Origin of the sequence: Pseudoalteromonas sp. S2893, from assembly GCF_005887105.1 — a bacterium.
Lineage (GTDB): Bacteria > Pseudomonadota > Gammaproteobacteria > Enterobacterales > Alteromonadaceae > Pseudoalteromonas > Pseudoalteromonas atlantica.
In genome coordinates, this window is sequence record NZ_PNCY01000009.1 from 154,946 (window position 1) to 179,829 (window position 24,884).

Consider the following 24,884-nt stretch of genomic DNA (forward strand, 5'->3'; position numbering starts at 1 on the left):
GCATTATTAAATGCCAATTACTCAACTACGCGCTGAGTAAAAACATAATAAATACAAAAGGATTAGCCCATGTTCGATACCGTAGTAAAAAGTGTAAATGGCCTATTATGGGGAGAAGGCCAAATACTAATCTACATACTACTGTTTGCAGGTATTTGGTTTTCGGTACGTTTAAAAGCAATTCAAATAGTAAAATTTAAACACATGTTTAGCCTGTTAAAAGGCAGTAGCAAGTGTAAAAAAGACGACATTTCATCATTTCAAGCATTGTGTACTGGCCTGTGTGCACGTGTAGGTACAGGTAATTTAGCCGGGGTCGCTGTTGCAATTTCGCTAGGCGGAAGCGGCGCCATATTTTGGATGTGGGTTATAGCCATACTCGGCATGGCAACCGGCTTTGCCGAAAGTGTATTAGGGCAAGTGTATAAAGTACGCGATAGTAGTGGCGAATTTAGAGGCGGCCCCGCCTATTATATTCAACAAGGTTTGGGCAGCCGTGCCTTTGCTATTGTGTTTGCCGCGTGTTTATTTTTAGGTTATGGCTTTACCTTTAGTGCCATGCAAACCAATACCATAACCGACGCCCTTAACTATGCTTTTCAAGTACCTACCTTTTATTCTGGATTAGTTATTACCGTATTAGCAGGCTCAATTATATTAGGCGGCTTTAAAGCCATTGCCCGCTTTGCTGAGCGAGTAGTGCCATTAATGGGCATATTATTTGTAGCCGCGGCGGTTATTATTACGATTATGAATTTACCGCAAGTGCCTGCCATGCTTAAAGATGTGTTTTTATCAGCGTTTGGTTTACAAGAAGCAGGCGCAGGAGCAATGGGCGCTGCCATTAAAAACGGTATACAACGCGGATTATATTCTAACGAAGCCGGCGCAGGTAGTGTGCCGCATGCTGCAGCAAGCGCAAGCCCAATGCCTAATCACCCCGTTACACAAGGGTATATACAAATGCTTGGCGTGTTTTTCGATACAATTGTGCTTTGTAGCTGTACCGCGGTAGTTATTTTATTAGCCGATGTAGATATAAGCGGCGAAATGGAAGGCATACGTTTAACCCAAAGCGCCATGACCGCACATTTAGCACAAGGCGGTGTGTACTTTGTTGCGGCAGCCATAACCTTATTTGCTTTTACCTCGGTAGTGGCCAACTATGCTTATGCCGAAAGTAACCTGCATTTATTTAAGCTCGATAACAAAGTAGGGCGCACAATTTATACATTACTTTATTTATCAATGATGCTGTGGGGCGCATCGGCATCTCTAAAAGAAGTCTGGGATTTAGCCGATATAGCATTAGGGTTAATGACAGTGGTTAACGTAATCGCTATTATATTGCTCACGCCAACTATTTTGTCTGTTAATCGCGACTACAACACACAAAGAGAAAAAGGCATAGAGCCCGAATTTAAAGTAAAAGACGTAAAAGTACAGGGCAAATGCGAAAGCGGCATTTGGGATTGATTCCCGTATTTTAAGCAATTTTAACGATAAAAAGCGGTTTTATGGCAACATAAAACCGCTTTTTAATTTTGCATAATTATTCAATTTTGGGTTGTGTGAACAGCACTAAAATATAAGAATAACAAGGTAAACTGATTTAATGATCGACATTCTCGCAGGTAAAACAGCAGCAAAAATTATTAACGAGCAGGGCTTTAAACCCGAGTTATTTACCTCTTTTTTAGGAGCAAGTGGCGGGCCTAAATGGTTTACATTATTTGGCTTAGACAAATATATTTTTGGTGAATTTTTTAAAAACCGAACCCAACCACTGAACTTAATTGGTTCATCTGCTGGCGCATTTCGATCTGCATGCTTTGCACAAAACGACCCCGTTGCTGCCATTGAGCGTTTAGCAAAATCGTATTCGCAAACGCGCTATTCTAGTAATAAACCAACACCTGCTGAAATTACATTAAAAGCTCGCGCATTATTAGATGATGTATTTGGGGAGCACGGCGTAACCGAAATTTTAAATAATCCTATTTTTAAAGCGCATTTTATCGTAGCCAAATCGAATGGCTTTATTGCCAGTGAAAATAAATTAATTCAACTTTTAGGTTTATCAAAAAGTTATATGCTTAATCGGGTTAACCGAAAATTATTAGGCTCGCAGTACGAGCGATTTATTTTTGGCGCGCCAAACAGCAATTTATCAATAACCGACAGTTATAATTTTAAAACCAAAAACATACCACTTAGCCAAACAAATTTAAAAGATGCCTTACTCGCATCAGGGTCTATACCCCTTGTTATGCAAGGCATAAAAAATATTGCAGGCTCGCCACCCGGTATTTATCGCGATGGCGGAATAATTGACTACCACTTTGATTTAAAAATTAATAACCCAGGCTTAATTTTATATCCGCATTTTAATAGCGAGCCAAAAGCAGGGTGGTTTGATAAAAATTTAAAACGTAAAGTGGCACCACAAAATTACGATAACGTGGTGATGATCACCCCATCAAAAGAATTTATAGCCGGTTTACCTTACGGAAAAATTCCAGACAGAAACGACTTTACAGATCTTGATGCAGACACACGTATAAAATATTGGAATACCGTTTTTAGTGAAACTGAAATGTTGGCTGAAGCATTTGATAAGAGATTAATGATTAAATAAATGTATGCCTTAGAAATAACAATAAGTTAGGAGTGTTTGAAAGTAAAGGCAGATTCGATAGGGAAATAAATCCAATCTAATAAATAAAATTTTATAAAATAATCATTTTCAAAAAATAGTTTGAGCTTAATTTCATTGCTAATGTATTGCTCCACTAATATAGATAAGCGTCATAAGATATGGTGTAATTTTTAATTAAAAAAGCTAATTATTAATACCTAAATAACTAGCTTTATTATTTATATAACGATTTGGTGAAATAAAATTTCACGGTTTCATTTCTATGAAAAAATTTTTAGTATCGACTAATTCTTACCTATAAAAAATTTTATTCACTAAAATTTTTATCAAGTTTATTAACTAGAGAGCGAAAGTCATTAGTTAGAATTTCCTCTGAATTTGGAACTAAAACTATTGCTTGTGAAAAATATTTATCTTTAAGTAGTTCATCACCATTTTTTTCATGTAATAGTCCAATTCGGAAGTAAGTTAAAGCAAGGTTTAAGTTTGTTCCTTCAATTGAAAGTTCATCTGGGCCAATATACTTTAATAAACGAGCTAGTGAGTTTAATGCATATAAACCGGTGGCAGTATCATTAAACAAATAAGCTTTATGGGCTTCATTGATTTCATTTTTTAAATATGAAGATGTTGAGCTATTTGCAAACGCATTACTTATGGATAGGGTGAAAAATATGAAAAACATCAATATTTTGAAAGTAGTCACTTTTTATTCCTTTAAATAATTAACAGTATTAAAAATATACAACGTTGTAAAAGAATTTACAACTTATCAATCATGGCTCATAAATTACGTTATGTTAAATTAGCCAGTTTATAAGAAAGCGAGCGTGATTATACAAACCAGCCCGCTTTTAGGAGAGTAATTAGGTGTTAATTTAGCTCAGAATCTACCCAAAATTTAGTGCCTTTTAATACTGCTTGAAGTGCAAGGCCATTTTCGGTTAAAGAATATACGGTAACTTGGTCGGCAATGGCTTCTGCAACCAGTGCTCCACCTTTATCTTCGTATTTTGCTGCTGCATCTGCGTTTCCGCCAAAGGCCCAACCGTGTTCAATAAATCTATTTACTGCCGCTTGGTTATGAAAAACCATAACAACGTTAAAATCTTTAACGCCTAAACCAAGCCCTAAACCGGCTTCACCCATATTCATGTAGGTTGATTTACCCGTTAAGTTATTTTTTACTACACCGTACCCGCCACCAAAACTAGCTAAAACGACATTTACGTTTGCGTTATCAAATACGGCGTAACCGGCAGAATTGGCAATTTGTTTTTTAACATCGGGTTTTTGTGCGTATAATTTGTCGAGGGTATTGTTTTTCATACTTTGTACTAAAGCGCGTTTTTCGCTAGGTGAAGCACTGCCTGTAGTAGCACAACCTGTTAGTAATACACTTATTGTCAGTAGGGCTAACACTATAAATTTTTTCATAAAACTTTCCTTAATAAGATTCATACCAATACACAACAATGTTTAAATAAATACACTTTCACTATGTCCAATACTAGACAGTATCGGACTTTAACGTTAAGCTGTAAGTCTATTATTTTATTGAATATTTATACATTATGCTTGTTGCTTTAGTTGATACGTTAAAACAATTAAGATACCAAATTGCTCATCTTGACGACGGTACTCTAAACTCAGAATACCCAGAACTTGCATCCTTTATACAGCAAGTTGGCTTGACTGTAACTGAATCAAAGGACGATCTTAAATTTTTATACCAATTTTTATATGTGTACGGCCGAAAATCTGAGGCAACATTTAATCGTTTTCGTAATGAGCTTGAACGATTTTATTTGTGGTCTTGGCTAATTGCCGAAAAATCTGTATTTAGTTTAAAGCGCGAAGACATTGAAGCGTATGTTGATTTTATGGCTGAGCCAGATAAAAAATGGGCATCAACTTCGGTGCAATGGCGTTACAAAGATGAACAAGGCATTCGTCGGTTAAATCAAAATTGGCGCCCTTTTATATTAAAAGAGTCAATTGCGAGCCAGCAAACATTAGCGGCTATGTTTACTGCGCTAAATGTATTTTATAAGTTTTCTATTTTAGAAGAAAAAACGTTTGCTAACTTTGTGCCTGTAGTGAAAAAAAATAGCCCCTATTTGGTAGTTCAATCTCAAATTCAGATCCCAGACACTTTAAGTGACATACAATGGGAATATGTATTTGGCGTAACACGCGATTTATGTGAAAAAAAACCAGAGCTTGAACGTAACCTATTTACGCTCGCGTGTTTAAAAGGGCTATATTTACGTATATCAGAATTATCAGAGCGCCCGCAGTGGTCGCCAGTTATGTCACACTTTTGGCAAGATAATGATGGCTTTTGGTTTTTACGTATTATGGGTAAAGGTAATAAGCTACGAGATGTTACGTTAAGTGATGATTTTGTTGAGTATTTAAAACGTTACCGATTATACAGAGGGTTACCCGCCCTACCACGCGTTGATGAATCTGAGCCATTGGTACATAAAATTCGTGGCCAAGGTGGGATGACCGTTAGGCAAATTAGGCGTTTAGTGCAACAAAGTTTTGATTTAGCTCAGCAATCGTTACTTGATGACGGATTTAAAGACGATGCTGAACAACTTGAAGCGGCCACTGCCCATTGGCTTCGTCACACGGGTGCAACACATGATGCGCAAACTCGACCGCTAAAACATTTATCGGAAGATTTAGGCCATTCTAAAATTGCGACAACCGATCAAATTTACATTCAAACAAATATTAAAGAGCGAGCAAAATCAGGCGTTAAAAGGAAAATTTAATGGAATACTTAGTAATAGCATTTATTGGCTTTTTATTTTTAGTTTATTCAATTTCAATAAGGCAGTTAGAGCGCACAGAAATAACAGGCCCTATGTTTTTTGTGATTGGCGGCATGTTTTTAGCGTTTTTACTTCCTAATGAAGGCGAAAAATTAAAAACAGGAATAGATTATTTATTACCACTGATAGAGCTTACGCTAAGTATATTTTTATTTTCTGATGCGGCTAAATCTAAGTTAGGTGTATTGAGGCATAGTTTTCAATACCCTAGCCTATTATTATTTGTTGCCCTACCCTTAACTTTATTGTGCGGTATTGGTGTTAGCTTATTTTTATTTGCAGAGTTGTCGTTAATTCAATCGGCACTGCTGGCAATTATACTTACACCAACCGATGCAGCTTTGAGTAAAGGGTTATTGCAAAGTACACAAGTGCCCGAAAAAATCAGGGAAGGTATAAATACCGAAAGTGGATTAAACGATGGCTTATGTGTACCCGTATTTTTAATATTTATTTTATTAGCTAAAAACCCTGACTCTGCTATTACTGCTTCACATACATTAGGTGTGTTTTCAAGAGAGCTTGGCTTAGCATTATTGATTGCTGGTTTTTCTATAGCGATATTTATTCCGGCATTAAATTTTGCAATGCAGCGCCATTACTTTGCAAAAAGCACCAGCCCATTTTTACTTTTAGGTTTTGCGATGGCGGTGTTTTCTATCACTCAATATTTTCATGGCAGCGGTTTTATAGCGGTGTTTATAGCAGGTTTGTTATTTGATAAATTTTCTAAAACTGATATTCGCGCTGAGCTAATAGAGGATTCAGAGCACATAGCTGATTTTACTTCGTTAATGATTTGGTGTTTATTTGGATTTGTTTGTGCGTATTTAGTAATCCCCAAATTAAATACTAATATAATTGTGTATGCCTTACTAAGCACTACATTAATTAGAATAATTCCGGTTATGTTATCGTTGCAATTTACAGCACTTAATTGGAAGGAACGTTTTACTTTTGCATGGTTTGGGCCACGTGGTTTGGCATCTATTGTTTTTACTTTAATGGTAATAGACACGCAAATAGAAAATAAATACGATATTGCCACTATTGCAATGACCACTATTTTATTTAGCGTATTTATACACGGTATAAGTACAAAGCCAATTGCAGATAGCTTCGTTAAAAAATCTAAATAGCGTTTATAAAAATTAGCGAATTTATTGCTTTGTTATCAACACGTTTTTTAGCTTTAAAATAAATCACTTAACTAAGCGAATTGGTATTAATAAAAAAGGCGTAACTTATTTTTAAGTTACGCCTTTTTTTATTTTTAACTTTTACTAGCTAAGTACCTGTGCGAGCAATTCTATTGGGTGCATTGGTTTAAATTGCTCAAAGCGTTTTACTTGGCTGCGGCACGAAAAACCGGTAGATAAAAGTTGCTCTGGTTTATTTTTATCTACTATTGGTTTCCAACTCATTTCGTACAGCGCACGAGAATTTTCTTGGTTTTGTGCTTCATGGCCATAAGTACCGGCCATGCCACAACACCCGGTATTGGTTGTATTTAGGGTTAAACCAATATCAGTAAAAATTGTTTTCCATACACTTGCCGCTTTTGGTAAAGCGGTTGTTTCTGTACAGTGGCTCAATAATGTAAATTCAGTATCGGTTTTTTGTTTAGCCGATAATGATTTAAACGATTGAGTTTGTAACCATTCATGGGCAAGTTGTACATGAAACTCGCCGCGATTATTTTCTAAAATGGTTTTGTATTCATCGCGATAACACATAACTAACGATGCATCTAAACCAACCAAAGGCGAATTAATATCAGCGAGTTTATTTAAAAACTCTGCGCCATTTTTTGCCGTTACTTTAAACTCATGCAAAAACCCTTTTACGTGTTGGGCTTTACCATTAGGTTTAAACGGTAATAGCATCGGCTTTTTACCCAGCGCGGTGATAAGTGTTATAAAACTTTGCACTAACTCGGCTTCGTAAAAGCTGGTAAACGGGTCTTGCACTATTAGCACATAGTCATTTTGTTCATCGCTTGAAAGTGAATTTAATAATTCAAAATTAAATTTATGTGCTTTTGCGACACGTTTTTCGAGTGAAGGCACACTTAATTGGGGGGTATCTACATACCCTACTGTTTTTTTAATTAAACTACTTACTAAGTTTGTTTTAACAATTGGGTTTATCACGCGTGCAAATTTAGACATTACAGGCGCCGAACTTTCAATGTTTGCGACTAAATAATCTTTAAGTGGGCGCGCGTAATAACTGTGATAATAATTTAAAAAGCGTGCTCTAAAAGTAGGTACATCGACTTTAATTGGGCAAGATGTTGTACACGCTTTACACGCTAAACATTCATCCATTGACTCTTTTACTTCGTGAGAAAAATCGTAGACACCTTTGTTTTTTTCACGGCTATGAACAAAACGCTCCCACCAGGTAATAACTTCGCCTTTGTTAAGCTCTTTTTCTACTTCGAGCAAATCTACATTTTTAGACTCTTGAAGTCGTAACCATTCTCGCATTAATGTTGCGCGGCCTTTTGGCGAATGCCTGCGATCGCCGGTTACTTTATATGAAGGACACATGGGAGAATTTTCGTCGTAGTTAAAACAAATGCCGTTACCATTACAGGTCATTGCATTGTTAAAACTTGTTTTAACATCGATAGAAATTTGCTTATCGAAGTACGAACGTTTTTGCCCATCTACACTAACTAGTGAGTCCTCACTTTCTATGGGAGTACATATTTTCCCAGGGTTTATTCTGTTATTAGGGTCGAACGCTGTTTTTATTTTACGTAGTTGTTTAAATAAATGCTCGCCAAAAAACTCAGGGCCGTATTCACTTCGGTAACCTTTACCATGTTCGCCCCACATTAAGCCGCCGTATTTAGCGGTGAGTTTTACAACTTCGTCTGAAATTTTACGAAGCAGTTTTTCTTGTTCTGGGTCGCACATATCTAGCGCCGGGCGTACATGTAAAACACCCGCATCAACATGGCCGAACATACCGTATTGTAAATTATGGCTATCGAGTAATGCTCTAAATTCTACAATGTAGTCGGCTAAGTTTTCTGGCGGTACAGCGGTATCCTCAGCAAAGGCCAATGGCTTTTGGCTGCCTTTAACATTACCGAGTAACCCGACAGATTTTTTACGCATTGCATAAATTTTTAAAATGTCACTTTTACTGCTGGTTAATTGATAGCCAATAACACCATTGGTTTGATTTGCTACGCATTCATCTAATAATGTGCAAAGTGTGCTTACTTTGTCTTTTATATCTTCAGGTGATACTGCATTAAACTCAACCATGTTGAGTCCTTGCATATCTTTATTTGGTACATCGGTTATTAAGTCCGATACTGAATGCCAAATAATATCTTCGCGAGCCAAGTTTAATACTTTGCTATCGACTGTTTCTACCGATGTTGCACGCGCATCAACTAAAAAGGGAGAGTGGCGAAGTGCCGAATCAAAACTGTCGTATTTAATATTTATCAGTGTTTTAAATTCGGCTATGGGAGTTAGGTTTAATTTAGCTTCAGTAACTATACCAAGTGAGCCTTCTGATCCGGTAATTAGCCTACTCATATCAAAAGTTTGTAAGTCATCACTTAGCACATGCTCTAGGTCGTAGCCTGTTAAAAATCGATTTAAGCGTGGAAACTTGTCTAAAATTGCTTGGCGTTCATTTAAAGAAATTTCCAATACTGTTTTGTAAAGGCTACCGATTAATGATTCTTGCTCGGCTATTACTTTAGCTTTTTCTATGTCTATTGGTGATGTCACCATTGGGCTGCCATCGACTAAATAGGTAGTAAGTCCTAAAACATGGTCGCTGGTTTTACCGTACACTAATGAACCTTGGCCAGATGCATCGGTACTGATCATTCCGCCAATGGTTGCTCGGTTACTGGTTGATAAGTCGGGTGAGAAGAAAAAGCCGTACGGTTTTAAAAAGTCGTTTAATTGATCTTTAATTACACCTGTTTGTACTCTAACCCAACCTTCTTCAACGTTAATTTCGAGTATTTCGCGCATGTAGCGAGACAAATCAACCACTATTCCGGGTGTGAGTGATTGCCCATTAGTACCTGTACCACCACCACGTGGGCCAAAAGTAAGCGACAAAAACGGGTCGCGAGATGCTGTTTGCAATGCCAGTTGAATGTCTTTTTCGGTTTTTGGAAAAATAACACCTTGTGGGATTTGCTGATAAATACTGTTATCAGTAGAGGCGGTTAAACGCGTTGCATAGCTTGCATCGGTGTCACCATTAAACCCCTGATTTTTAAGTGTACTTAAGTAGTTTGCGACAAGCTCGGTCGCTGCATCTTGCTGTGTAATTGTTGCTATCATGACGGCGATAATTTAAGGCATTTGTGTAATTATATCATGGTGATGGCTAATAGAAATTGAAGATTTTACAGTTTGTAACACTCTTTTTATCGTATTTTGAGGTTCTGTATTTATAATCAAGTTAAACCAATGTTCAGAGGTTTATATGAAAAAATTACTATTACAGATCATAGGTGTGTTGTTTATTTTGCTTGGGTTGTTTTTCTCTCTGGTGCCAGGGCCCTCACTAATATTTTTTATGGCGGGGTTACTGTGCTTTTCGTTTTATTACCCAAAAGCGAGGCATTATTTAAAACTATGCCAAAAAGCCTTAACTAAATCGTGTAATTATTTAGATAAAAAATTAGCACGGTAATTTAGCCCACATACAAAAATGCCAGCATAATAGCTGGCATTTTTATTTGTTACGGGTACTGATGATTATTTAGCAAGTTTGTCTGCTAGGTATAACCATGTTTCTAGTACTGTATCTGGATTTAGTGAAACAGAATCAATGCCCTGCTCTACTAACCATGCTGCAAAGTCTTCATGATCTGAAGGACCTTGACCACAAATACCTACATACTTGCCCTTTTCTTTAGCGGTTTTAATTGCCATAGAAAGTAGCTTTTTAATTGCAGGATTACGCTCATCAAATAAATGTGCGATTAGGCCTGAGTCACGGTCAAGACCAAGTGTTAGCTGAGTTAAATCGTTAGAGCCGATAGAAAAACCATCGAACATCTCTAAAAATTCATCGGCAAGTAATGCATTTGAAGGAAGCTCACACATCATGATTACTTTTAGACCATTTTCACCACGTTTAAGGCCATGCTCTTCTAGTAATTCGATAACACGTTTACCCTCTTCAAGGGTACGTACGAATGGGATCATGATTTCGATGTTGGTCATACCCATGGTGTTTCTTACGCGTTTAATTGCTTCACACTCAAGGGCAAAACAATCACGGAAGTCTTCAGAGATATAACGTGCAGCACCACGAAAACCAATCATTGGGTTTTCTTCTTCTGGTTCGTACTGCTCACCACCTACCAAGTTTGCATATTCGTTTGATTTAAAATCAGACATACGCACAATTACACGCTCTGGTGCAAAGGCACAGCCTAGCGTTGAAATACCTTCTACTAATTTAGAGATATAAAACTCTACCGGTGATTCGTATCCGGCAATAATGTCGGTAATTTCAGCTTGTAACGCAGGAGATTGTGCATCAAAATTTAATAGCGCTTTAGGGTGAACACCAATCATGCGGTTTATTACAAATTCAACACGGGCAAGGCCAACACCTGCATGTGGTAAACGTGCAAAGTCAAACGCGCGGTCTGGATTACCCACGTTCATCATCACTTTCATTGGTAGTTCTGGCATTTTATCAACGCGCGACGTTAGTATTTCAAAATCTAAAATACCTTCGTAGATGTAACCTGTATCGCCTTCAGCACATGATACCGTTACTTCTTGGCCTGCTTTAATTAAATCGGTTGCGTTACCACAGCCAACTACCGCAGGAATACCAAGTTCACGGGCAATAATTGCTGCGTGACACGTACGCCCACCACGGTTTGTAACAATAGCCGCGGCGCGCTTCATGATAGGTTCCCAATCTGGGTCAGTCATGTCGGTAACTAAAATGTCCCCTTCTTGTACTTGGTCCATTTCTTTAATTGAATCAAGTACACGAACAACACCACTACCAATTTTATGACCAATTGCGCGGCCTTCAGCAATTACATTGCTTGTGCCATTTAATTGAAAACGCTCCATAATATTGGCATCTTCGTTTGAGCGAACGGTTTCTGGGCGCGCTTGTACTATGTACAATTTGCCATCGTTTCCATCTTTTGCCCATTCGATATCCATAGGACGACCGTAGTGCTTTTCGATAATTACAGCTTGTTTTGCAAGTTCTTGCACTTCTTCATCTGTAATTGAAAATTTGTTTGAAAGGCTTGGCTCTACGTCAACAATTTCTACTTGTTTGCCGTGTGCCTCATCTGTTGAGTAAATCATTTGAATGGCTTTTGAGCCAATATTACGACGTACTACTGATGGCAACCCTTTTTGTAATGTTGGTTTATGAACATAAAATTCATCAGGGTTTACTGCGCCCTGTACAACCATTTCACCTAAACCGTAGCTTGAAGTAACAAATACAACGTCTTCAAAACCAGACTCTGTATCAATACTAAACATAACGCCTGATGCTGATTTATCTGAACGTACCATACGCTGAATACCAGCAGATAGTGCAACACCACGATGATCGTAACCTTGGTGAACACGGTACGATATGGCGCGGTCGTTAAATAAAGAAGCAAATACGTGTTTAATAGCGACCATTACTGAGTCGATACCACGAACGTTAAGGAAGGTTTCTTGTTGGCCTGCGAATGATGCATCTGGCATATCTTCAGCGGTGGCTGATGAGCGTACTGCAAATGATACATCGGCTGATGTATCGCCATGAAGTTGGCTGTATGCGTCGCGAATGGCTTGGTCTAGGTTAGGTTGGAATGGGGTATCGATAATCCATTGGCGGATATCGGCACCGACTTTAGCGAGTGTATTTACATCATCAACATCAAGCGTATCTAAAATGTCGTGAATTTTTGCATTGAGTCCAGATTGCTCTAAAAACTCATTGAAAGCGTCGGCTGTAGTGGCAAAACCACCCGGAACCTGTACACCTGCGTTAGCGAGGTTTGAAATCATTTCACCCAGTGAGGCATTTTTGCCGCCAACACGAGGAACATCTTGCATACCAAGCTCTTGATACCAGAGAACGTATTCTTGCACGGGTCTTTCTCCAAAAAACAAATTGTAGTTGTAACTGTGAGAGTTAAGAAAGAAAACCTTTTATAAAGGTCACCTTCATTCTACACTGGCATTAGACCTCACGTAAACCGTGAGTAAGCCATTTTAGGGATTAAACGTAATAAAAAGGTTAACTATGAGAACTGCTTTTTATATATCAGACGGCACTGCTATTACCTCCGAAGTGTTTGGTCACGCGACTTTGTCGTTGTTTCCGGTTGAATTTAATCATAAAACTATTCCTTTTGTAGAAACAGAAGAAAAAGCAAATGAAATTAAAGCGTTAATAAACGCAACTGCTGCAAAAGAAGGTGAGAAGCCATTTGTATTCTTTACCTTCGTAAATCACAACTTAAGTGAAATTATTAAATCGGCCGATGCAATCGCGTATGATTTTTTGTCTACTTACAGTGAAAAAATAGAAAAAGAGCTTAATGTTGCGCCAGTGCCAAAAATGCATCGTACCCACTCTATTCATGAAAAAAGTTATGACTTTAGAATAGATGCGGTTAACTATGCCCTTATGAATGATGATGGCGGAAATATTAAAAACTTTTCTGAAGCCGATATTATTTTAGTAGGTGTTAGCAGAAGCGGTAAAACACCAACAAGCTTGTACTTAGCCCTACAGTACGGCATTAAGGCTGCAAATTACCCAATAACTGAAGACGACTTAGAGAGTGAGGGGCTACCTAAATGTTTACTCCCTTACAAACATAAGTTATTTGGGTTAACTATTGACCCTGAGCGTTTGGCTGCAATTAGGCATCGTCGTATGGCAAATTCTAAATACGCATCAATAAGACAATGCCGAATTGAAGTACGTGAAGTTGAAATGCTTTATAAGCGACATAAAATTGCATACTTTAATTCTACCCATCATTCTGTAGAAGAAATATCTGCTAAAATCTTAATTGACAGTAATCTTGAGCGACGTAAGTACTAACCAACTAATTTACTGTTTTGCTAAAAAAAGCCGCATAATGCGGCTTTATTTTTTTATTTATTACTTACGAGCGTCTTTTAATAAGTCAGCTACTAAAAAGCCTACTTCTAATACTTGGTCTGCATTTAGACGCGGGTCACATTGTGTTTTGTAACGTTGCGCTAGGTCATCATCAGATAAACCGTATGCACCACCGGTACACTCTGTAACGTGCTGGCCAGTCATTTCTAAGTGGATACCACCTGCGTATGAACCTTCAGCTTTGTGTACAGCAAAAAACTGGCTAATTTCGCGCATGATATTATCAAAGCTGCGCGTTTTATAGCCTGATGTCGCTTTTTCAGTGTTACCGTGCATTGGATCCGAGCTCCAAATAACTTTACGGCCTTCTTGCTGAACGCGTCTTACAAGTGCTGGAAGTTTTTCTGGCAGTACGTCGGCACCCATACGTGTAATTAGCGTTAAACGGCCCGGAATGTTATCTGGGTTTACAGCATCAATTAAACGAATTAGGTCATCTGGGTCCATTCCTGGGCCAACTTTAACACCAATAGGGTTTTTAATACCTTTGAAAAACTCAATGTGTGCATGGTCTAATTGACGCGTACGCTCACCAATCCACACAAAGTGCGCAGAACAGTCGTACCAGTCACCTGAAAGGTGATCGCGACGAGTTAGCGCTTCTTCATAGCCTAGCAATAACGCTTCGTGAGACGTGTATAAGTCGGTTTCTTTAAGGCTTGGCGCAATAGTCGAATTAATGCCACATACTTCCATAAATTCAAGTGCGTCCTGAATTTTGTCAGCAAGCTGTTGGAATCGCTCTTTTTGTGGATTAGCGGCTACAAAGCCCATGTTCCAGCGATTCACTTGGTGTAAATCTGCTAAGCCACCTTGTGCAAATGCACGAAGTAAGTTTAAAGTAGCTGCACTATTGTGGTATGCCTTCATTAAACGTTGTGGATCGGGAATACGTGCTTCTTCTGTAAACTCAAAGCTATTTACAATATCACCACGGTAAGATGGTAAAGATACACCGTCAATAGTTTCTAAATCTGCAGAGCGTGGTTTAGCGTATTGGCCTGCCATACGTGCAATTTTAACAACTGGGCATTTACCGCCGTATGTTAAAACAACTGCCATTTGTAAAATGGTTTTAAATGTATCGCGAATATTAGCGGCATTAAAGTCGCTAAATGATTCGGCACAGTCACCACCTTGAAGTAAAAATGCACGACCTTCACATACATCTTCTAATTGTTTAAAGAGGCTTCTTGTTTCTTCTGCAAAAACAAGTGGCGGAGCACTCTTTAACTGGCTTTCTACTGTTTTCAGTTCTTCTTGATCTGGGTACTGTGGCTGCTGCAGTATTGGCAGTTCTCTCCAGCTATTTGGGTTCCACGATTGCATGTTCTTTCCTCATTCCTACTTTACCTGATATAAAGAAATTAACGTATGCATGGCCCTAAGTTCAAGGACTATATTCACTATTTACCAACTAATTTGTTATGAGTTAAATATATATAAGGTTATTTGTGATTTTAAGGCTGTTCATGCTTAGTTTTAAGCGTGTTTTAATTTTACTATTTTTATTTAAATACAATAAGTTAAATATATGAAGGCGTTTTTTTAACCATCCCAAACCAAATTGAATTCAAAGCCTTAAAGTTAACAGTTTCTTTGGGAACACATCATACTTAAAGTCGGTTAAATGTAATCTTAGCTTTACAGTGGTAATTTAATTAAATAATCCAAGAGACTAGAATTTATTTTGAGTGTGTGATATGTGATTCAGGGTTGTGTAAAGCTATAATAATAAGTCCACTTTATTCTGTACAACTGTGATCAGGTTGTTAGACGATGCCAGTACTCTTCTAATTAGGGCTACTAAAAACAGTCGTATGAACGATTACTTTAAATACTAAGTTGTAGTAGAGTTCATCTTGACAGAGCAGCCTTCCCCATCACAGGAGCCTAGCGCTGTATTACAAGTATCACTTATAAGCAATTATACAATGAGTGCCCAACATTATCTAAAGTGGCGAAACAAAAAATTGATTTCTGGCCTTAAACTAAAGGCTCAATAACTATTTTACACAGAGTGATAATATATAAAAGTATACATCGCCCTGGTAATTACCTGTGTTACAACAATTTCCCCCATCTAGATAAATACGCATAAGTGTATTGATCACGCTTGGGTTCACTAATTCTTTCTGTTATATGCAAATATTCACGCACCGAATCTCACAAGCATAAGCAAACAGCATTAAAGAACACATCATACTTAATTTTATTTAAACGTAATCTTAGCTTTAGTAAAATAAATAAACTTTAAAAAAACAGAGCAAAAGGTTAAACTTAATAATTACATAAGTAAGATGTGTTCTCAGGGTGGTTATGGTTTCTAAAGTACAAATAAGAAGTCAGTTTGATTTAATGAATGAATTAACATCGTTATTGATTGATGAATTACGTGTCTGTGAATATTCAAAGGCTGAGTATTATCAGCTACCAGATATAAATAGTGTTGATGAAAATATTATTCCCGAGTCAATTCCTGTAAAAAAATTAACCGGCGAAATTGCTCATAGGGCAATTTTAAACTCATTTACTGATATTTATAAAAAAGAAAGTTTAAGTAGTAGAGTACTAAAGCGTCATCCTGGGCTTTTGGTTCTAAAAAATGCAGATGTCGCAGCATTAACTAGCCGAATACAACAAGTTAATAAAGCTAAGGCTGCTTTTAAGGAGTGTGTTTTGGCTATCGATAATAACGATGCTCGATTTGAAGCTGTTCATAACGCGGTTCCAAATTTAATCACTCTTGCAGCCTATCGAAAAATTCATTTTCAAAGTGAGTCCCCTTTTTCAGTGAGATTTACTTGGATGCATAAGCATGCCACTAAAACTCTAACTAAAAAAATGGCGCTTGAAATGCTCGATAAGTCCGCAGGTTATAGAAATCCAAGAATGATAGACCAACAAAAATGGCAGTCCCTTGTTGCACAAGAGCAAATGCGAGTGGCAAGTTTAGGTGAAAAAGAAAAGTTAAGAATTCGCCGCCCTACCCGAGTAAGTCCCCAAGTTAATGTTAGGTATACCGCAGAAAATAGGTATCACGTAAGTGCTGCATTGCCGTTTATTTTAATTAACCCACAGCCCGATGTTAAGTTAGGTACTTTGCCAGATTATCAAAAACCAGAGTCTCACCCGAGAAAAAAAGAGTATGACTTTTTAGTGGATAGACTTTACTTAGAACAAGTAGATAAATAATTATGTTAAAAAGGCCACATAGTGTGGCCTTTTTGGTAAGTAGTCTAGTATTTTAACCGTTGTTATTTTTCGACTATTTCTTCTATTTTATCTTCATCAATTAAAACTGCATTTTCGACAATTCGTTTACCACCTTGAATCTCAATACGCTTATTGTGCTTATTGAGCGTGAGTATCTCATCACAAAACTGATCAGAAGGATGCATTTCATAGGTGTAATCAATAATATTACCGGTTTTATCATCTTTTACATTAGTAATGCTGTATTCCGAAATAGCCCCTTTTTCAATCAAGTCTTTCATTGTTGTGGTCATATCACGGCGTAATGCTTTTAATTTGTTTTCTGTGATATCGTCGGTTGAATAAATTGAGCCGTATTTTTCCATAATAGATAGCAATCTAAAATGATACGTTTTACCAGGCGCGGCATAACGCCAAAGGTGGTATAAACGCAGCATCATCCAACGCGATAAACCACGTTTTAACTCTTGCGCACTGTTAAAGTAATACCCTTTGTATTCAAGGTTATCAATCATGTTATGAACAAATGCATTTAAACATGCAACACATTTAACGTTGCCGCCTTGGCCTTTTTTACCACTAAAATGAAGAGATGATAAAAAGTTCATATTTGACTCATAAAAAGAATCATCAATATCTGTATTTTTAGTATCAGTAGCCGAGTATTTAAATGAAAGTTTAGAACCTTGAAGTGCTTCCAATGATTCTTTAATTTGTGGGTATGGCATTGATTGGCCAACCGCTTTAAGCTCTTGGGCTAATTCGTTCATCGAAAAAACCACGGCATATTGAATACCGGACTTAAAATTGATTTTTACGATTTTACCTTTCGATGCAAGGCGAATTAATGCGCGCTCAACTTTTTCTTCTCTATCCGATGGCCACACTAAATATTCTACGTCTTCGCCATCTTTACGCGTGCTTACAACGGCCGGTGTAATTTTTATTTCGCCGTCATATAAAATACCATCCACTTTTTCGGATATTTTACGCGTAATAATTGTTTTTTTAGGTGCTTCTTCCAATGGCAATTTTTTATGCCCAGAACGTACAAAACGCCCCCATAAATCATAGTGGTTAAACGTGTTTGAATAAGCACGTAACCCATGAGCGGCATTTTCGATAGAAATTCGCACATCTTTGTTATCTGTAAATAGTGCTAAACTTTCGTTATCTATTGCACTTTCCACCCCGTGTATTTGGCCCCTAAGTGTATCGGGCAAGTTATCTACCGAGATGTTGACCTTTCGGCTCATTGTTCTGATTTCCATTTTTTATTGCGACAGCTAATAACAACACATTAAGCAACAAAAGTTAAATGTTTAAGTTAGTATAAAACTGATCCGAGTATAAATAAACGTAACGGATCATTATTATACTAAGTAGTGAGTGATAAGCTTAATTTCAGATCACTATTTTACTAAGATAAGCTTCTCAAGCTAAATTTTTACTAACTCAATTTATTTTTTGTCCATTAAAAGCGCTATTTTTAAACTTTTTACACGACAAACGTTAGTAAAATAAATACCTGCTGTGGATAACAGCACTTCGAGTTAGCATAGATCTGATCTGTACTTACTACAGATCAGATCTATACCAATTAAACGCCCTGTTCTTCGTAGGCTTAAGTGTATAACTTTATAATTTACTTAGTAAAAAACTGATCTCACACAGTCATTTTGTACATAACTTATTGAGTAAGTTGTGCATAACTCTAATATTTAAATAAGGCTTAGTAAAAAGCTGATCTGCATGTAGATAAAGATCTGATCTTAACCAAGTATAAAGGTGATCTGCTTTTTTTAACATTATTTATAAATATCATATAGTTATATAGCTATTATACACCCTTAACCTTTATTACCTTATATATTTAACCACCTTTAAACTTCTTTATTTATACTAAGCAATCTTAAAGGTGTAAAAATATTTTTAAATGTCTTGTTATTAAAATGCATGTCGCCTTAAATAGTTGTTTACAGCTATTTGAATGGACATTATACTAACTGCCTAACTTTGAGGAAGAAAGTATGTCTATCAATAATAACGCGCTAAGTACTTACCGGCTTTTAAAAGCAACAGCCGAAGTTGCTGAAAAATCTTTAAAAGGACGCATACAACACTATCGCGCTCATCTTAAATCAGAAGAAAAAGAATTAAGAACTTACACCCAAAAAGCGGCAGCAGATTTATTAGGGTGTAATAATCGTACCTTAAAACGTCGTCATGACAATGGTGACTTTGATGATTTAAATATAAAGCGTGGTGCAAATGGGCACTATGCGTACACGTTAGTTAATATTTTTGCGATGGCCGATATCATGGATATTCAGCCAGATCACCGCACTGCTAACGATAAACTCCAAGTTATTGTTATTAATTCACTTAAAGGTGGCTGTGGTAAAACAACCAGTATGGTTAATATTGCAGCTGCATTGGCGACGACTAATATCAAACGTTATCGTATTGGTATTATTGATTTAGATCCTCAAGGTTCGTCTTCTAGCTTTTTCCCTTCTAACGATCACGACCCTGTTACGGTAGGCGACTTAATGCGTGATTGTATTGATTTAGACGAAGGCGAAACCTGGCCAGAGTTTGTTTCTAGTGCTTTTGTGACTACGCATATTCCAAATATTCGTGTTTTACCCTCAGGTATGGATGACTTTTACTTTGAACACGAGACAGCAACACTTTTAAAAGACACCTCTAATTACGAACAAACACGTCATTATCATAAGCTTTTAGAAAAGGTTATTGAGCCGGTTAAAGACGAATTCGATATTATTTTAATCGATACCGCTCCTACTCTTAACTTTATGTTTTATAATGCTTTAATGGCCTCTACGGCGATGCTTATTCCGGTTCATCCAGAAGCTGTAGATTTTGATGCTAACAATAAATATTTAAAGCGTTTAGGTGAGATTTACCACACAGTAGCGGCACTTGGTCATGAAGGTTGGGACTTTATGCAGTTTTTAGTGACCAATTACGTTAAGGGTAATCATTCACAGCGCGATATTGTTAAAGATGTACGTAGTGCGTTTGGCCGCCAAGTAATGAGCTACCCAATTAATCACAGCTCGGCAATTACGGCTAGTTCATCGTCTTTTAATACCATATTTGATCAAAAAGCATCGGATAGTTTAGCAAGTCGCGAGTCTTTATTGCGCGCGCAAGAAAATATTAAAGATGTTGTGGACGAATTAGAAATGCTTATTCGTTCTAATTGGGAGTCAACCCAATCGTCACTTAACAACACTAAGTAAGGATGTTATATAAAAATGGCTACAAAACGTAAAAACGACACCCGCTTAGATCCATTTGCAACTGCCGTAGGCAATAGCAGCCTCGATGCATTACTTGAGCAAGCAAGCGCTGGTGATGTAATAAGAATGCCTGCGCCAAGCGACCCTACACGCGAAATAACCTTAGTGTGTAAAGTTATTGCTCATGCAGATATTGAATCTAGCACCACGGTTTACGGTAAAAACCGCCGTGTACAAGCGCTATTAAACGAAAAGTCGGTTTCTGATATTTTACCTGCAATCAGTGAAGATGGACGTAATCAACACCCTGCTTTACTTTGGGATCAGGGAAATACTAACTTAGTACTTGCCGGTTCACGTCGTCGAAAGGCATGTATTTTAGGTAATGCCGATTATTTAGTTTTAAGCTCTCCTGATTTTACCGATCAAGACGCTAAAATTTTAGCTGTATCTTCAGATCAGTACATAGCCCCAAGCCTTTGGGAACTAGGGCAAGCTTATCAACAAACTAAAAACGATCTTATTGAGCAAGGTAAAAAAGGCTCTTATCGCGAAATTGCCGCTATTGAAGGTGTATCGCACACCGCAATTGCAGATGCCATTAAAGCGTACGAGCAAATCCCCGCTGATGTAATTTCACTTTACCCAACGGCTAATCACGTAGGCAGAGAAGTCGCTAAAAAGCTTGTTAGTGCAAAGGAGCGCGACGAGCAGGCGTTTAACGCCCTAGTTAGCGAATTACATACAGACGATGAGATTAACGCCATTACAAGCGACGACAAGCGCGCTATGGCAATTACTAAACGTTTAACTACCGAGCCTAGCGCGGTTGCTAAACGTGAAGCTGTATTTGAAAACAACTTTATAAACGTACAACGTAATTTAAAAAGTGGTGACGTATCTATTAAAATAGATAATAAAGTGTTGACTGACAAACGCTTAGAACAACTTACTAAGCTGTTAAGCGCGTTTAATTAGCTCTTTATTACTTAGTAAAATAGTGATCTTAAAAGCCTGTTAGGTTAGTTAAATTCTGATCTGATGGGCTTTTTACTTAGTAAAATCTTGATCTTTTTTGCTATTTATAACCTATAAATCCCTCATTTTTGCTATAAAGATCACATTTTTACCAACTGAATTTAGTTTTTACGACTATTTGATGCTGGATCTTAATTTGTTAGTAAAAAACTGATCTGTAAAGCCCCTGCATTGTTAATAAATTGTTTGTAACATGTGTGTTTGCTGTTTACCTATTCTCATTTGGGCAGATAAAGTGCCATAAAGTACGTATAAACCGATTTTTTACTAACCTAGCAGCTCCAACCAGTTTATATAACGTTAATATTGCTTTTGCTGTGCGCAGTTAAAGAATATACTGGCAGAATTATTTTAAAAATTTAATACTTAGAGTGACATGTCTGCTAACTTATCAAAAAATGATTTACTGGCTATTTTTGAAGAAATAAAAAATGAGCAGGCAACCTTGTTCCCTCTTTCTGAGCGCTTTATAAAAAAGCTGTTTAGGCCCAACGTGCTCGATAAAGGCAAAGAGTATTATAAAAACGGCCAAATTAGTTGGTTAGAGCACAGCAGTGATTTTGCTGTTATTGATTCAACCGTACAAGGCGACACCGGATCAACATTTAACCAACGCATTGAGATCAGTAAAGTACCTACTGGTTACTCTGTTGATACGCATTGTACCTGTAATGCTAAAACCAAATGTAGGCACTTAGCCGCTGTATTATTTAAACTTAAAATAGAGCACTCAGGTGAATACGGAGAAGACTACTTTATTAACGATTGGTTTAGTGAACTGACAGCACTTAAAAGTGTTGATGCTAAAGCCCCTTCGCAAGTTCTTTTATTTGTATTAGACATTGAAAACAATAAAGTATTTTTAACGCCAAAAATTGCCAATTACGACAAAAATAATAATTACACGCTCGGGCGCAATTTAACTGAGCAACAATTAAATAGCTTTGTAACACCAAACGATTTGCTCGAAAGTGACTTTAGACTCTTTAGTTGGATTCGCTCACAAAATGCAGTAGGTAATTTAGAGCTAAAAGGTCAATGGGGCTTTAGCGCTCTACAACAATTAATTGCTACCGACCGTTTATTTTTACAACGCTCTCGTGTTGCTATTAAAGCGCAAACTGGGCAATCGCTTAACTTTAATTGGCAGCAACAAAACGAGTTATCGCAATTAATTATTGAGCTTGAACACAGTAAAAATTGGGCATTGATAAAAACCACGCCGCCTGCTTATTTAGACCTCGATCACTTTAAAGTAGGCCGGATCAGAACACAGCTTAGCGCCGACGAAATAGCACATTTACAATCTATTCCCGCACTGCACGATGCTAATTTTGATCGCATTTATAAACAACTTGCCGATAATTTTGGTGCCGGTGTTATTCCGCATCCGAATAACGAGCAAGTCAATGTTAAGCAACTTGGTAATGCTGTTTTAAAAGCCACTATGGATGAGCAAGGGCTTAAAGTTTCGCTATTGTTTAAATATAAAAATAAAAATTATTTGGCGGGGACAGCACCAGCGAGTTTAATAAATAGTGCATTTGAAAACACAGTAACAAATGAGTTAGTAAATTTAGGTTTTGAGTTTTGTAAAGGGGGTTTACAAAGTGAGTTTATATTTAATAAACAATCACCTATACATTTACATTGGCTTGTTTACGAAGTATTCCCTGGCTTTAAAAAGCGTGGCTGGCAGGTAACTCAAACTAAAGTAAATGTAGCCGACCCCCAAGGGCACGTTATACTCGACGTAAACCGTGCTGCAGGTCACCAAATGCATTGTAAAGTGCAATTAAGTGATGCCAAAGCCGCTGTACTTTTTAATACCGATGATGCCACGTATCAATCGTTAAATCGTCAAAGTGAGCTGTTTTATTACTACCCCGTTGGGCGTCAATTTGGTGTTATTAGTAAAGCCGCCATTAATTTACTGACCGAATTTAAACAACGTTTTGAATTTGTTAAAACACGCGATGAATTTAATATCCCGCTTTCTTATTTACCTGAGCTGGTAAAGCATACCGCAGTTACTATAGACCTTCATGATGACTCATTGGAGCGTTATCTTGATGAGTTAAACAACACCGAGCAGGCAATGCCAGTGGTGCCCTTACACGGTTTAAATGACTCGGTAACACTACGTGAATACCAGCAACAAGGCGTTGATTGGCTTAGTTTTTTAAAGCGCCACCAATTAGGCGGCATACTAGCTGATGACATGGGACTTGGTAAAACGCTGCAAGTTATTGCCTTTTTGGCCAGCAGTTTTAATCGCCCGCAAGCGGGCCCGACCCTTATAGTGTGCCCTACAAGTTTGGTAAGTAATTGGCAAAACGAAATAACCAAATTTGCTAAAAGTCTTAAAGTAACCACTATTTTTGGCTCGCAACGTAATGAGCCTTTACAACATTTAGCGCAAGCGCAGTGTATTTTAACTACTTACCCATTATTAAAGCGTGATATTGCTTACTACTCGCCACTTTATTTTGAAAATATTATTTTAGACGAAGCGCAATATATTAAAAACGATACTGCACAAGTCTCGCGCTTAGTTAAGCGTTTAAATGCCGACTTTAAGTTATGTTTAAGCGGCACGCCTATCGAAAATAATTTGTTTGAGCTTAAGTCGTTACTCGACTTTGCAATGCCTTCATTACTTGGCTCGCAAGCCCACTTTAAACAGCACTTTCAAACACCTATTGAGCGCGAAGCCGATTCAGAGCGAGCTGAGCAACTAAAAGCGCTTATTATGCCGTTTATATTACGCCGCACAAAAGCGCAGGTAGCTCAAGAGCTGCCACAAAAAACAGAGCTGTTAAAAGAGTTTGAGTTTGAACCTAAACAAAAAGATATGTACCAAGGTATTACGCGCGCCCTAGAAGAAAAGCTCATCGACTTATTTGCTGAGCAAGGCGCACAAAAAAGTAAGCTCGCATTTTTAGAAGCGCTGCTAAAGCTAAGGCAAATTTGTTGTCATCCAAAATTAATTGAGCCAGAAACACAAGCTGGTTCAGCAAAATTAGAATGGCTAACTACGCATTTGCCGTTAATGCTAAGCCTTGGTCGTAAAGTGATTATTTTTAGTCAATTTACCTCTGCGCTCGATTTAATTGCAGAGCGTTTAAACGACATAAATATTAATTTTAGTATGCTAACTGGGCAAACGCGCCATCGCGACAAAGTTATTGACGAATTTACCAGTGGCAAAACCTCGGTGTTTTTAATCAGTTTAAAAGCAGGCGGTACTGGGCTTAACTTAACTCAAGCCGATACCGTTATTCACTTTGACCCATGGTGGAACCCGGCTGTTGAAAAACAAGCCACCGATCGTGCTTATCGTATTGGCCAAACAAATCCAGTGTTTGTTTATAAATTAATTATGAGTAACTCAATTGAGCAAAAGGTATTTAAAATGCAGCAAGATAAGCAAGCGCTTGTTGATGCATTATTTACCGATAAATCAATGAGCTTTACTTCGTTTGATGAGCAGCAAATGTTATCGCTTATAAAAAGCTAATTTTTTTACTTAGCATGTGAACTAATTTAACCAAATGGCGTCTATTATATTGCTTGTTGAATAATTGCAGTTATCACAAGCTTCATGTTGATTTCCCTGTTTGGTTACTAAATTTAGTAATGATTGAGCCAGCCCTTTTAGCTGGCTTTTTTTATTACTTTAAT

16 protein-coding genes are annotated in these 24,884 nt (G+C 37.5%); 10 read left to right on the forward strand and 6 right to left on the reverse strand.

The features are described from left to right. Nucleotides 1–69 precede the first annotated feature (69 nt). Entirely contained in the window at nucleotides 70–1,476 is a 1,407-nt protein-coding gene (locus tag CWC04_RS05535) for an alanine/glycine:cation symporter family protein (RefSeq protein WP_004586317.1), read from the forward strand. A 139-nt stretch (nucleotides 1,477–1,615) separates the two neighbouring features. Beyond that, nucleotides 1,616–2,638: a patatin-like phospholipase family protein gene (locus CWC04_RS05540; protein ID WP_138684844.1), complete on the forward strand. Its 1,023-nt coding sequence runs from the start codon at nucleotides 1,616–1,618 to the stop codon at nucleotides 2,636–2,638. Nucleotides 2,639–2,966: 328 nt separating this feature from the next. Here CWC04_RS05540 and CWC04_RS05545 read toward each other — a convergent pair whose 3' ends face one another. Further along, on the reverse strand, nucleotides 2,967–3,365 hold the full coding sequence (locus CWC04_RS05545) for a hypothetical protein (RefSeq protein WP_138684845.1): 399 nt from the start codon (nucleotides 3,363–3,365) through the stop codon (nucleotides 2,967–2,969). A 167-nt stretch (nucleotides 3,366–3,532) separates the two neighbouring features. Then, on the reverse strand, nucleotides 3,533–4,096 hold the full coding sequence (locus CWC04_RS05550) for a lipid-binding SYLF domain-containing protein (protein WP_004586310.1): 564 nt from the start codon (nucleotides 4,094–4,096) through the stop codon (nucleotides 3,533–3,535). Between the two features lie 137 nt (nucleotides 4,097–4,233). Between CWC04_RS05550 and CWC04_RS05555 the strand changes: the two genes are divergently transcribed. Together CWC04_RS05555 and CWC04_RS05560 are read left to right on the forward strand one after the other, a co-directional pair. Next, on the forward strand, nucleotides 4,234–5,445 hold the full coding sequence (locus CWC04_RS05555; protein ID WP_054981980.1) for a tyrosine-type recombinase/integrase: 1,212 nt from the start codon (nucleotides 4,234–4,236) through the stop codon (nucleotides 5,443–5,445). After that, nucleotides 5,445–6,644 (forward strand): cation:proton antiporter, encoded by a 1,200-nt coding sequence (locus CWC04_RS05560; RefSeq protein WP_004586308.1) that lies wholly within the window; start codon nucleotides 5,445–5,447, stop codon nucleotides 6,642–6,644. Before CWC04_RS05555 ends, CWC04_RS05560 begins: the two co-directional genes overlap by 1 nt. Nucleotides 6,645–6,788: 144 nt before the next feature. Here CWC04_RS05560 and ydiJ read toward each other — a convergent pair whose 3' ends face one another. Continuing rightward, nucleotides 6,789–9,836: a D-2-hydroxyglutarate dehydrogenase YdiJ gene (gene ydiJ, locus CWC04_RS05565; protein WP_138684846.1), complete on the reverse strand. Its 3,048-nt coding sequence runs from the start codon at nucleotides 9,834–9,836 to the stop codon at nucleotides 6,789–6,791. A gap of 145 nt (nucleotides 9,837–9,981) precedes the next feature. Here ydiJ and CWC04_RS05570 point away from each other — a divergent pair, with 145 nt between their 5' ends. Further along, entirely contained in the window at nucleotides 9,982–10,191 is a 210-nt protein-coding gene (locus CWC04_RS05570) for a PGPGW domain-containing protein (RefSeq protein ID WP_104644158.1), read from the forward strand. 65 nt (nucleotides 10,192–10,256) lie between these two features. Here CWC04_RS05570 and ppsA read toward each other — a convergent pair whose 3' ends face one another. Further along, the gene (gene ppsA / locus CWC04_RS05575; protein WP_054981983.1) at nucleotides 10,257–12,632 is read right to left on the reverse strand and encodes a phosphoenolpyruvate synthase; all 2,376 of its coding nucleotides are present in this window, start codon (nucleotides 12,630–12,632) and stop codon (nucleotides 10,257–10,259) included. 154 nt (nucleotides 12,633–12,786) lie between these two features. On the opposite strand from ppsA, the gene ppsR reads away from it, so the two are divergent. Then, nucleotides 12,787–13,596: a posphoenolpyruvate synthetase regulatory kinase/phosphorylase PpsR gene (gene ppsR, locus CWC04_RS05580; protein WP_004586305.1), complete on the forward strand. Its 810-nt coding sequence runs from the start codon at nucleotides 12,787–12,789 to the stop codon at nucleotides 13,594–13,596. A gap of 60 nt (nucleotides 13,597–13,656) precedes the next feature. Here the strand turns inward: ppsR and CWC04_RS05585 are convergent, their stop codons facing one another. After that, entirely contained in the window at nucleotides 13,657–15,006 is a 1,350-nt protein-coding gene (locus tag CWC04_RS05585) for a class II 3-deoxy-7-phosphoheptulonate synthase (RefSeq protein ID WP_024032363.1), read from the reverse strand. Between the two features lie 990 nt (nucleotides 15,007–15,996). Between CWC04_RS05585 and CWC04_RS05590 the strand changes: the two genes are divergently transcribed. After that, nucleotides 15,997–16,872 carry a DNA replication terminus site-binding protein gene (locus CWC04_RS05590; protein WP_138684847.1) on the forward strand — a complete coding sequence of 292 codons (876 nt, stop codon included), beginning with the start codon at nucleotides 15,997–15,999 and terminating at the stop codon, nucleotides 16,870–16,872. A gap of 62 nt (nucleotides 16,873–16,934) precedes the next feature. On the opposite strand, the gene CWC04_RS05595 is transcribed toward CWC04_RS05590, so the two are convergent. After that, nucleotides 16,935–18,149, reverse strand: a complete 1,215-nt coding sequence (locus CWC04_RS05595; RefSeq protein WP_004586302.1) for a hypothetical protein — start codon at nucleotides 18,147–18,149, stop codon at nucleotides 16,935–16,937. A 774-nt stretch (nucleotides 18,150–18,923) separates the two neighbouring features. On the opposite strand from CWC04_RS05595, the gene CWC04_RS05600 reads away from it, so the two are divergent. From CWC04_RS05600 to CWC04_RS05610, 3 genes are all read left to right on the forward strand, one after another. Continuing rightward, complete coding sequence (locus CWC04_RS05600) at nucleotides 18,924–20,162, forward strand: AAA family ATPase (protein WP_004586301.1); 1,239 nt, start codon at nucleotides 18,924–18,926, stop codon at nucleotides 20,160–20,162. A gap of 15 nt (nucleotides 20,163–20,177) precedes the next feature. After that, nucleotides 20,178–21,140, forward strand: a complete 963-nt coding sequence (locus tag CWC04_RS05605) for a hypothetical protein (protein WP_029771890.1) — start codon at nucleotides 20,178–20,180, stop codon at nucleotides 21,138–21,140. Between the two features lie 436 nt (nucleotides 21,141–21,576). Further along, nucleotides 21,577–24,720, forward strand: a complete 3,144-nt coding sequence (locus CWC04_RS05610; protein WP_138684848.1) for a DEAD/DEAH box helicase — start codon at nucleotides 21,577–21,579, stop codon at nucleotides 24,718–24,720. Nucleotides 24,721–24,884 lie beyond the last annotated feature (164 nt).

What these genes read in the sequence shown, in the direction of transcription:
- CWC04_RS05535 (WP_004586317.1), top strand. Translation starts at nt 70, where the DNA reads ATGTTCGATACCGTAGTAAAAAGTGTAAATGGCCTATTATGGGGAGAA.
- CWC04_RS05540 (WP_138684844.1), top strand. Translation starts at nt 1,616, where the DNA reads ATGATCGACATTCTCGCAGGTAAAACAGCAGCAAAAATTATTAACGAG.
- CWC04_RS05550 (WP_004586310.1), bottom strand. Translation starts at nt 4,096, where the DNA reads ATGAAAAAATTTATAGTGTTAGCCCTACTGACAATAAGTGTATTACTA.
- CWC04_RS05555 (WP_054981980.1), top strand. Translation starts at nt 4,234, where the DNA reads ATGCTTGTTGCTTTAGTTGATACGTTAAAACAATTAAGATACCAAATT.
- CWC04_RS05560 (WP_004586308.1), top strand. Translation starts at nt 5,445, where the DNA reads ATGGAATACTTAGTAATAGCATTTATTGGCTTTTTATTTTTAGTTTAT.
- ydiJ (WP_138684846.1), bottom strand. Translation starts at nt 9,836, where the DNA reads ATGATAGCAACAATTACACAGCAAGATGCAGCGACCGAGCTTGTCGCA.
- CWC04_RS05570 (WP_104644158.1), top strand. Translation starts at nt 9,982, where the DNA reads ATGAAAAAATTACTATTACAGATCATAGGTGTGTTGTTTATTTTGCTT.
- ppsR (WP_004586305.1), top strand. Translation starts at nt 12,787, where the DNA reads ATGAGAACTGCTTTTTATATATCAGACGGCACTGCTATTACCTCCGAA.
- CWC04_RS05585 (WP_024032363.1), bottom strand. Translation starts at nt 15,006, where the DNA reads ATGCAATCGTGGAACCCAAATAGCTGGAGAGAACTGCCAATACTGCAG.
- CWC04_RS05590 (WP_138684847.1), top strand. Translation starts at nt 15,997, where the DNA reads ATGGTTTCTAAAGTACAAATAAGAAGTCAGTTTGATTTAATGAATGAA.
- CWC04_RS05595 (WP_004586302.1), bottom strand. Translation starts at nt 18,149, where the DNA reads ATGAGCCGAAAGGTCAACATCTCGGTAGATAACTTGCCCGATACACTT.
- CWC04_RS05600 (WP_004586301.1), top strand. Translation starts at nt 18,924, where the DNA reads ATGTCTATCAATAATAACGCGCTAAGTACTTACCGGCTTTTAAAAGCA.
- CWC04_RS05605 (WP_029771890.1), top strand. Translation starts at nt 20,178, where the DNA reads ATGGCTACAAAACGTAAAAACGACACCCGCTTAGATCCATTTGCAACT.
- CWC04_RS05610 (WP_138684848.1), top strand. Translation starts at nt 21,577, where the DNA reads ATGTCTGCTAACTTATCAAAAAATGATTTACTGGCTATTTTTGAAGAA.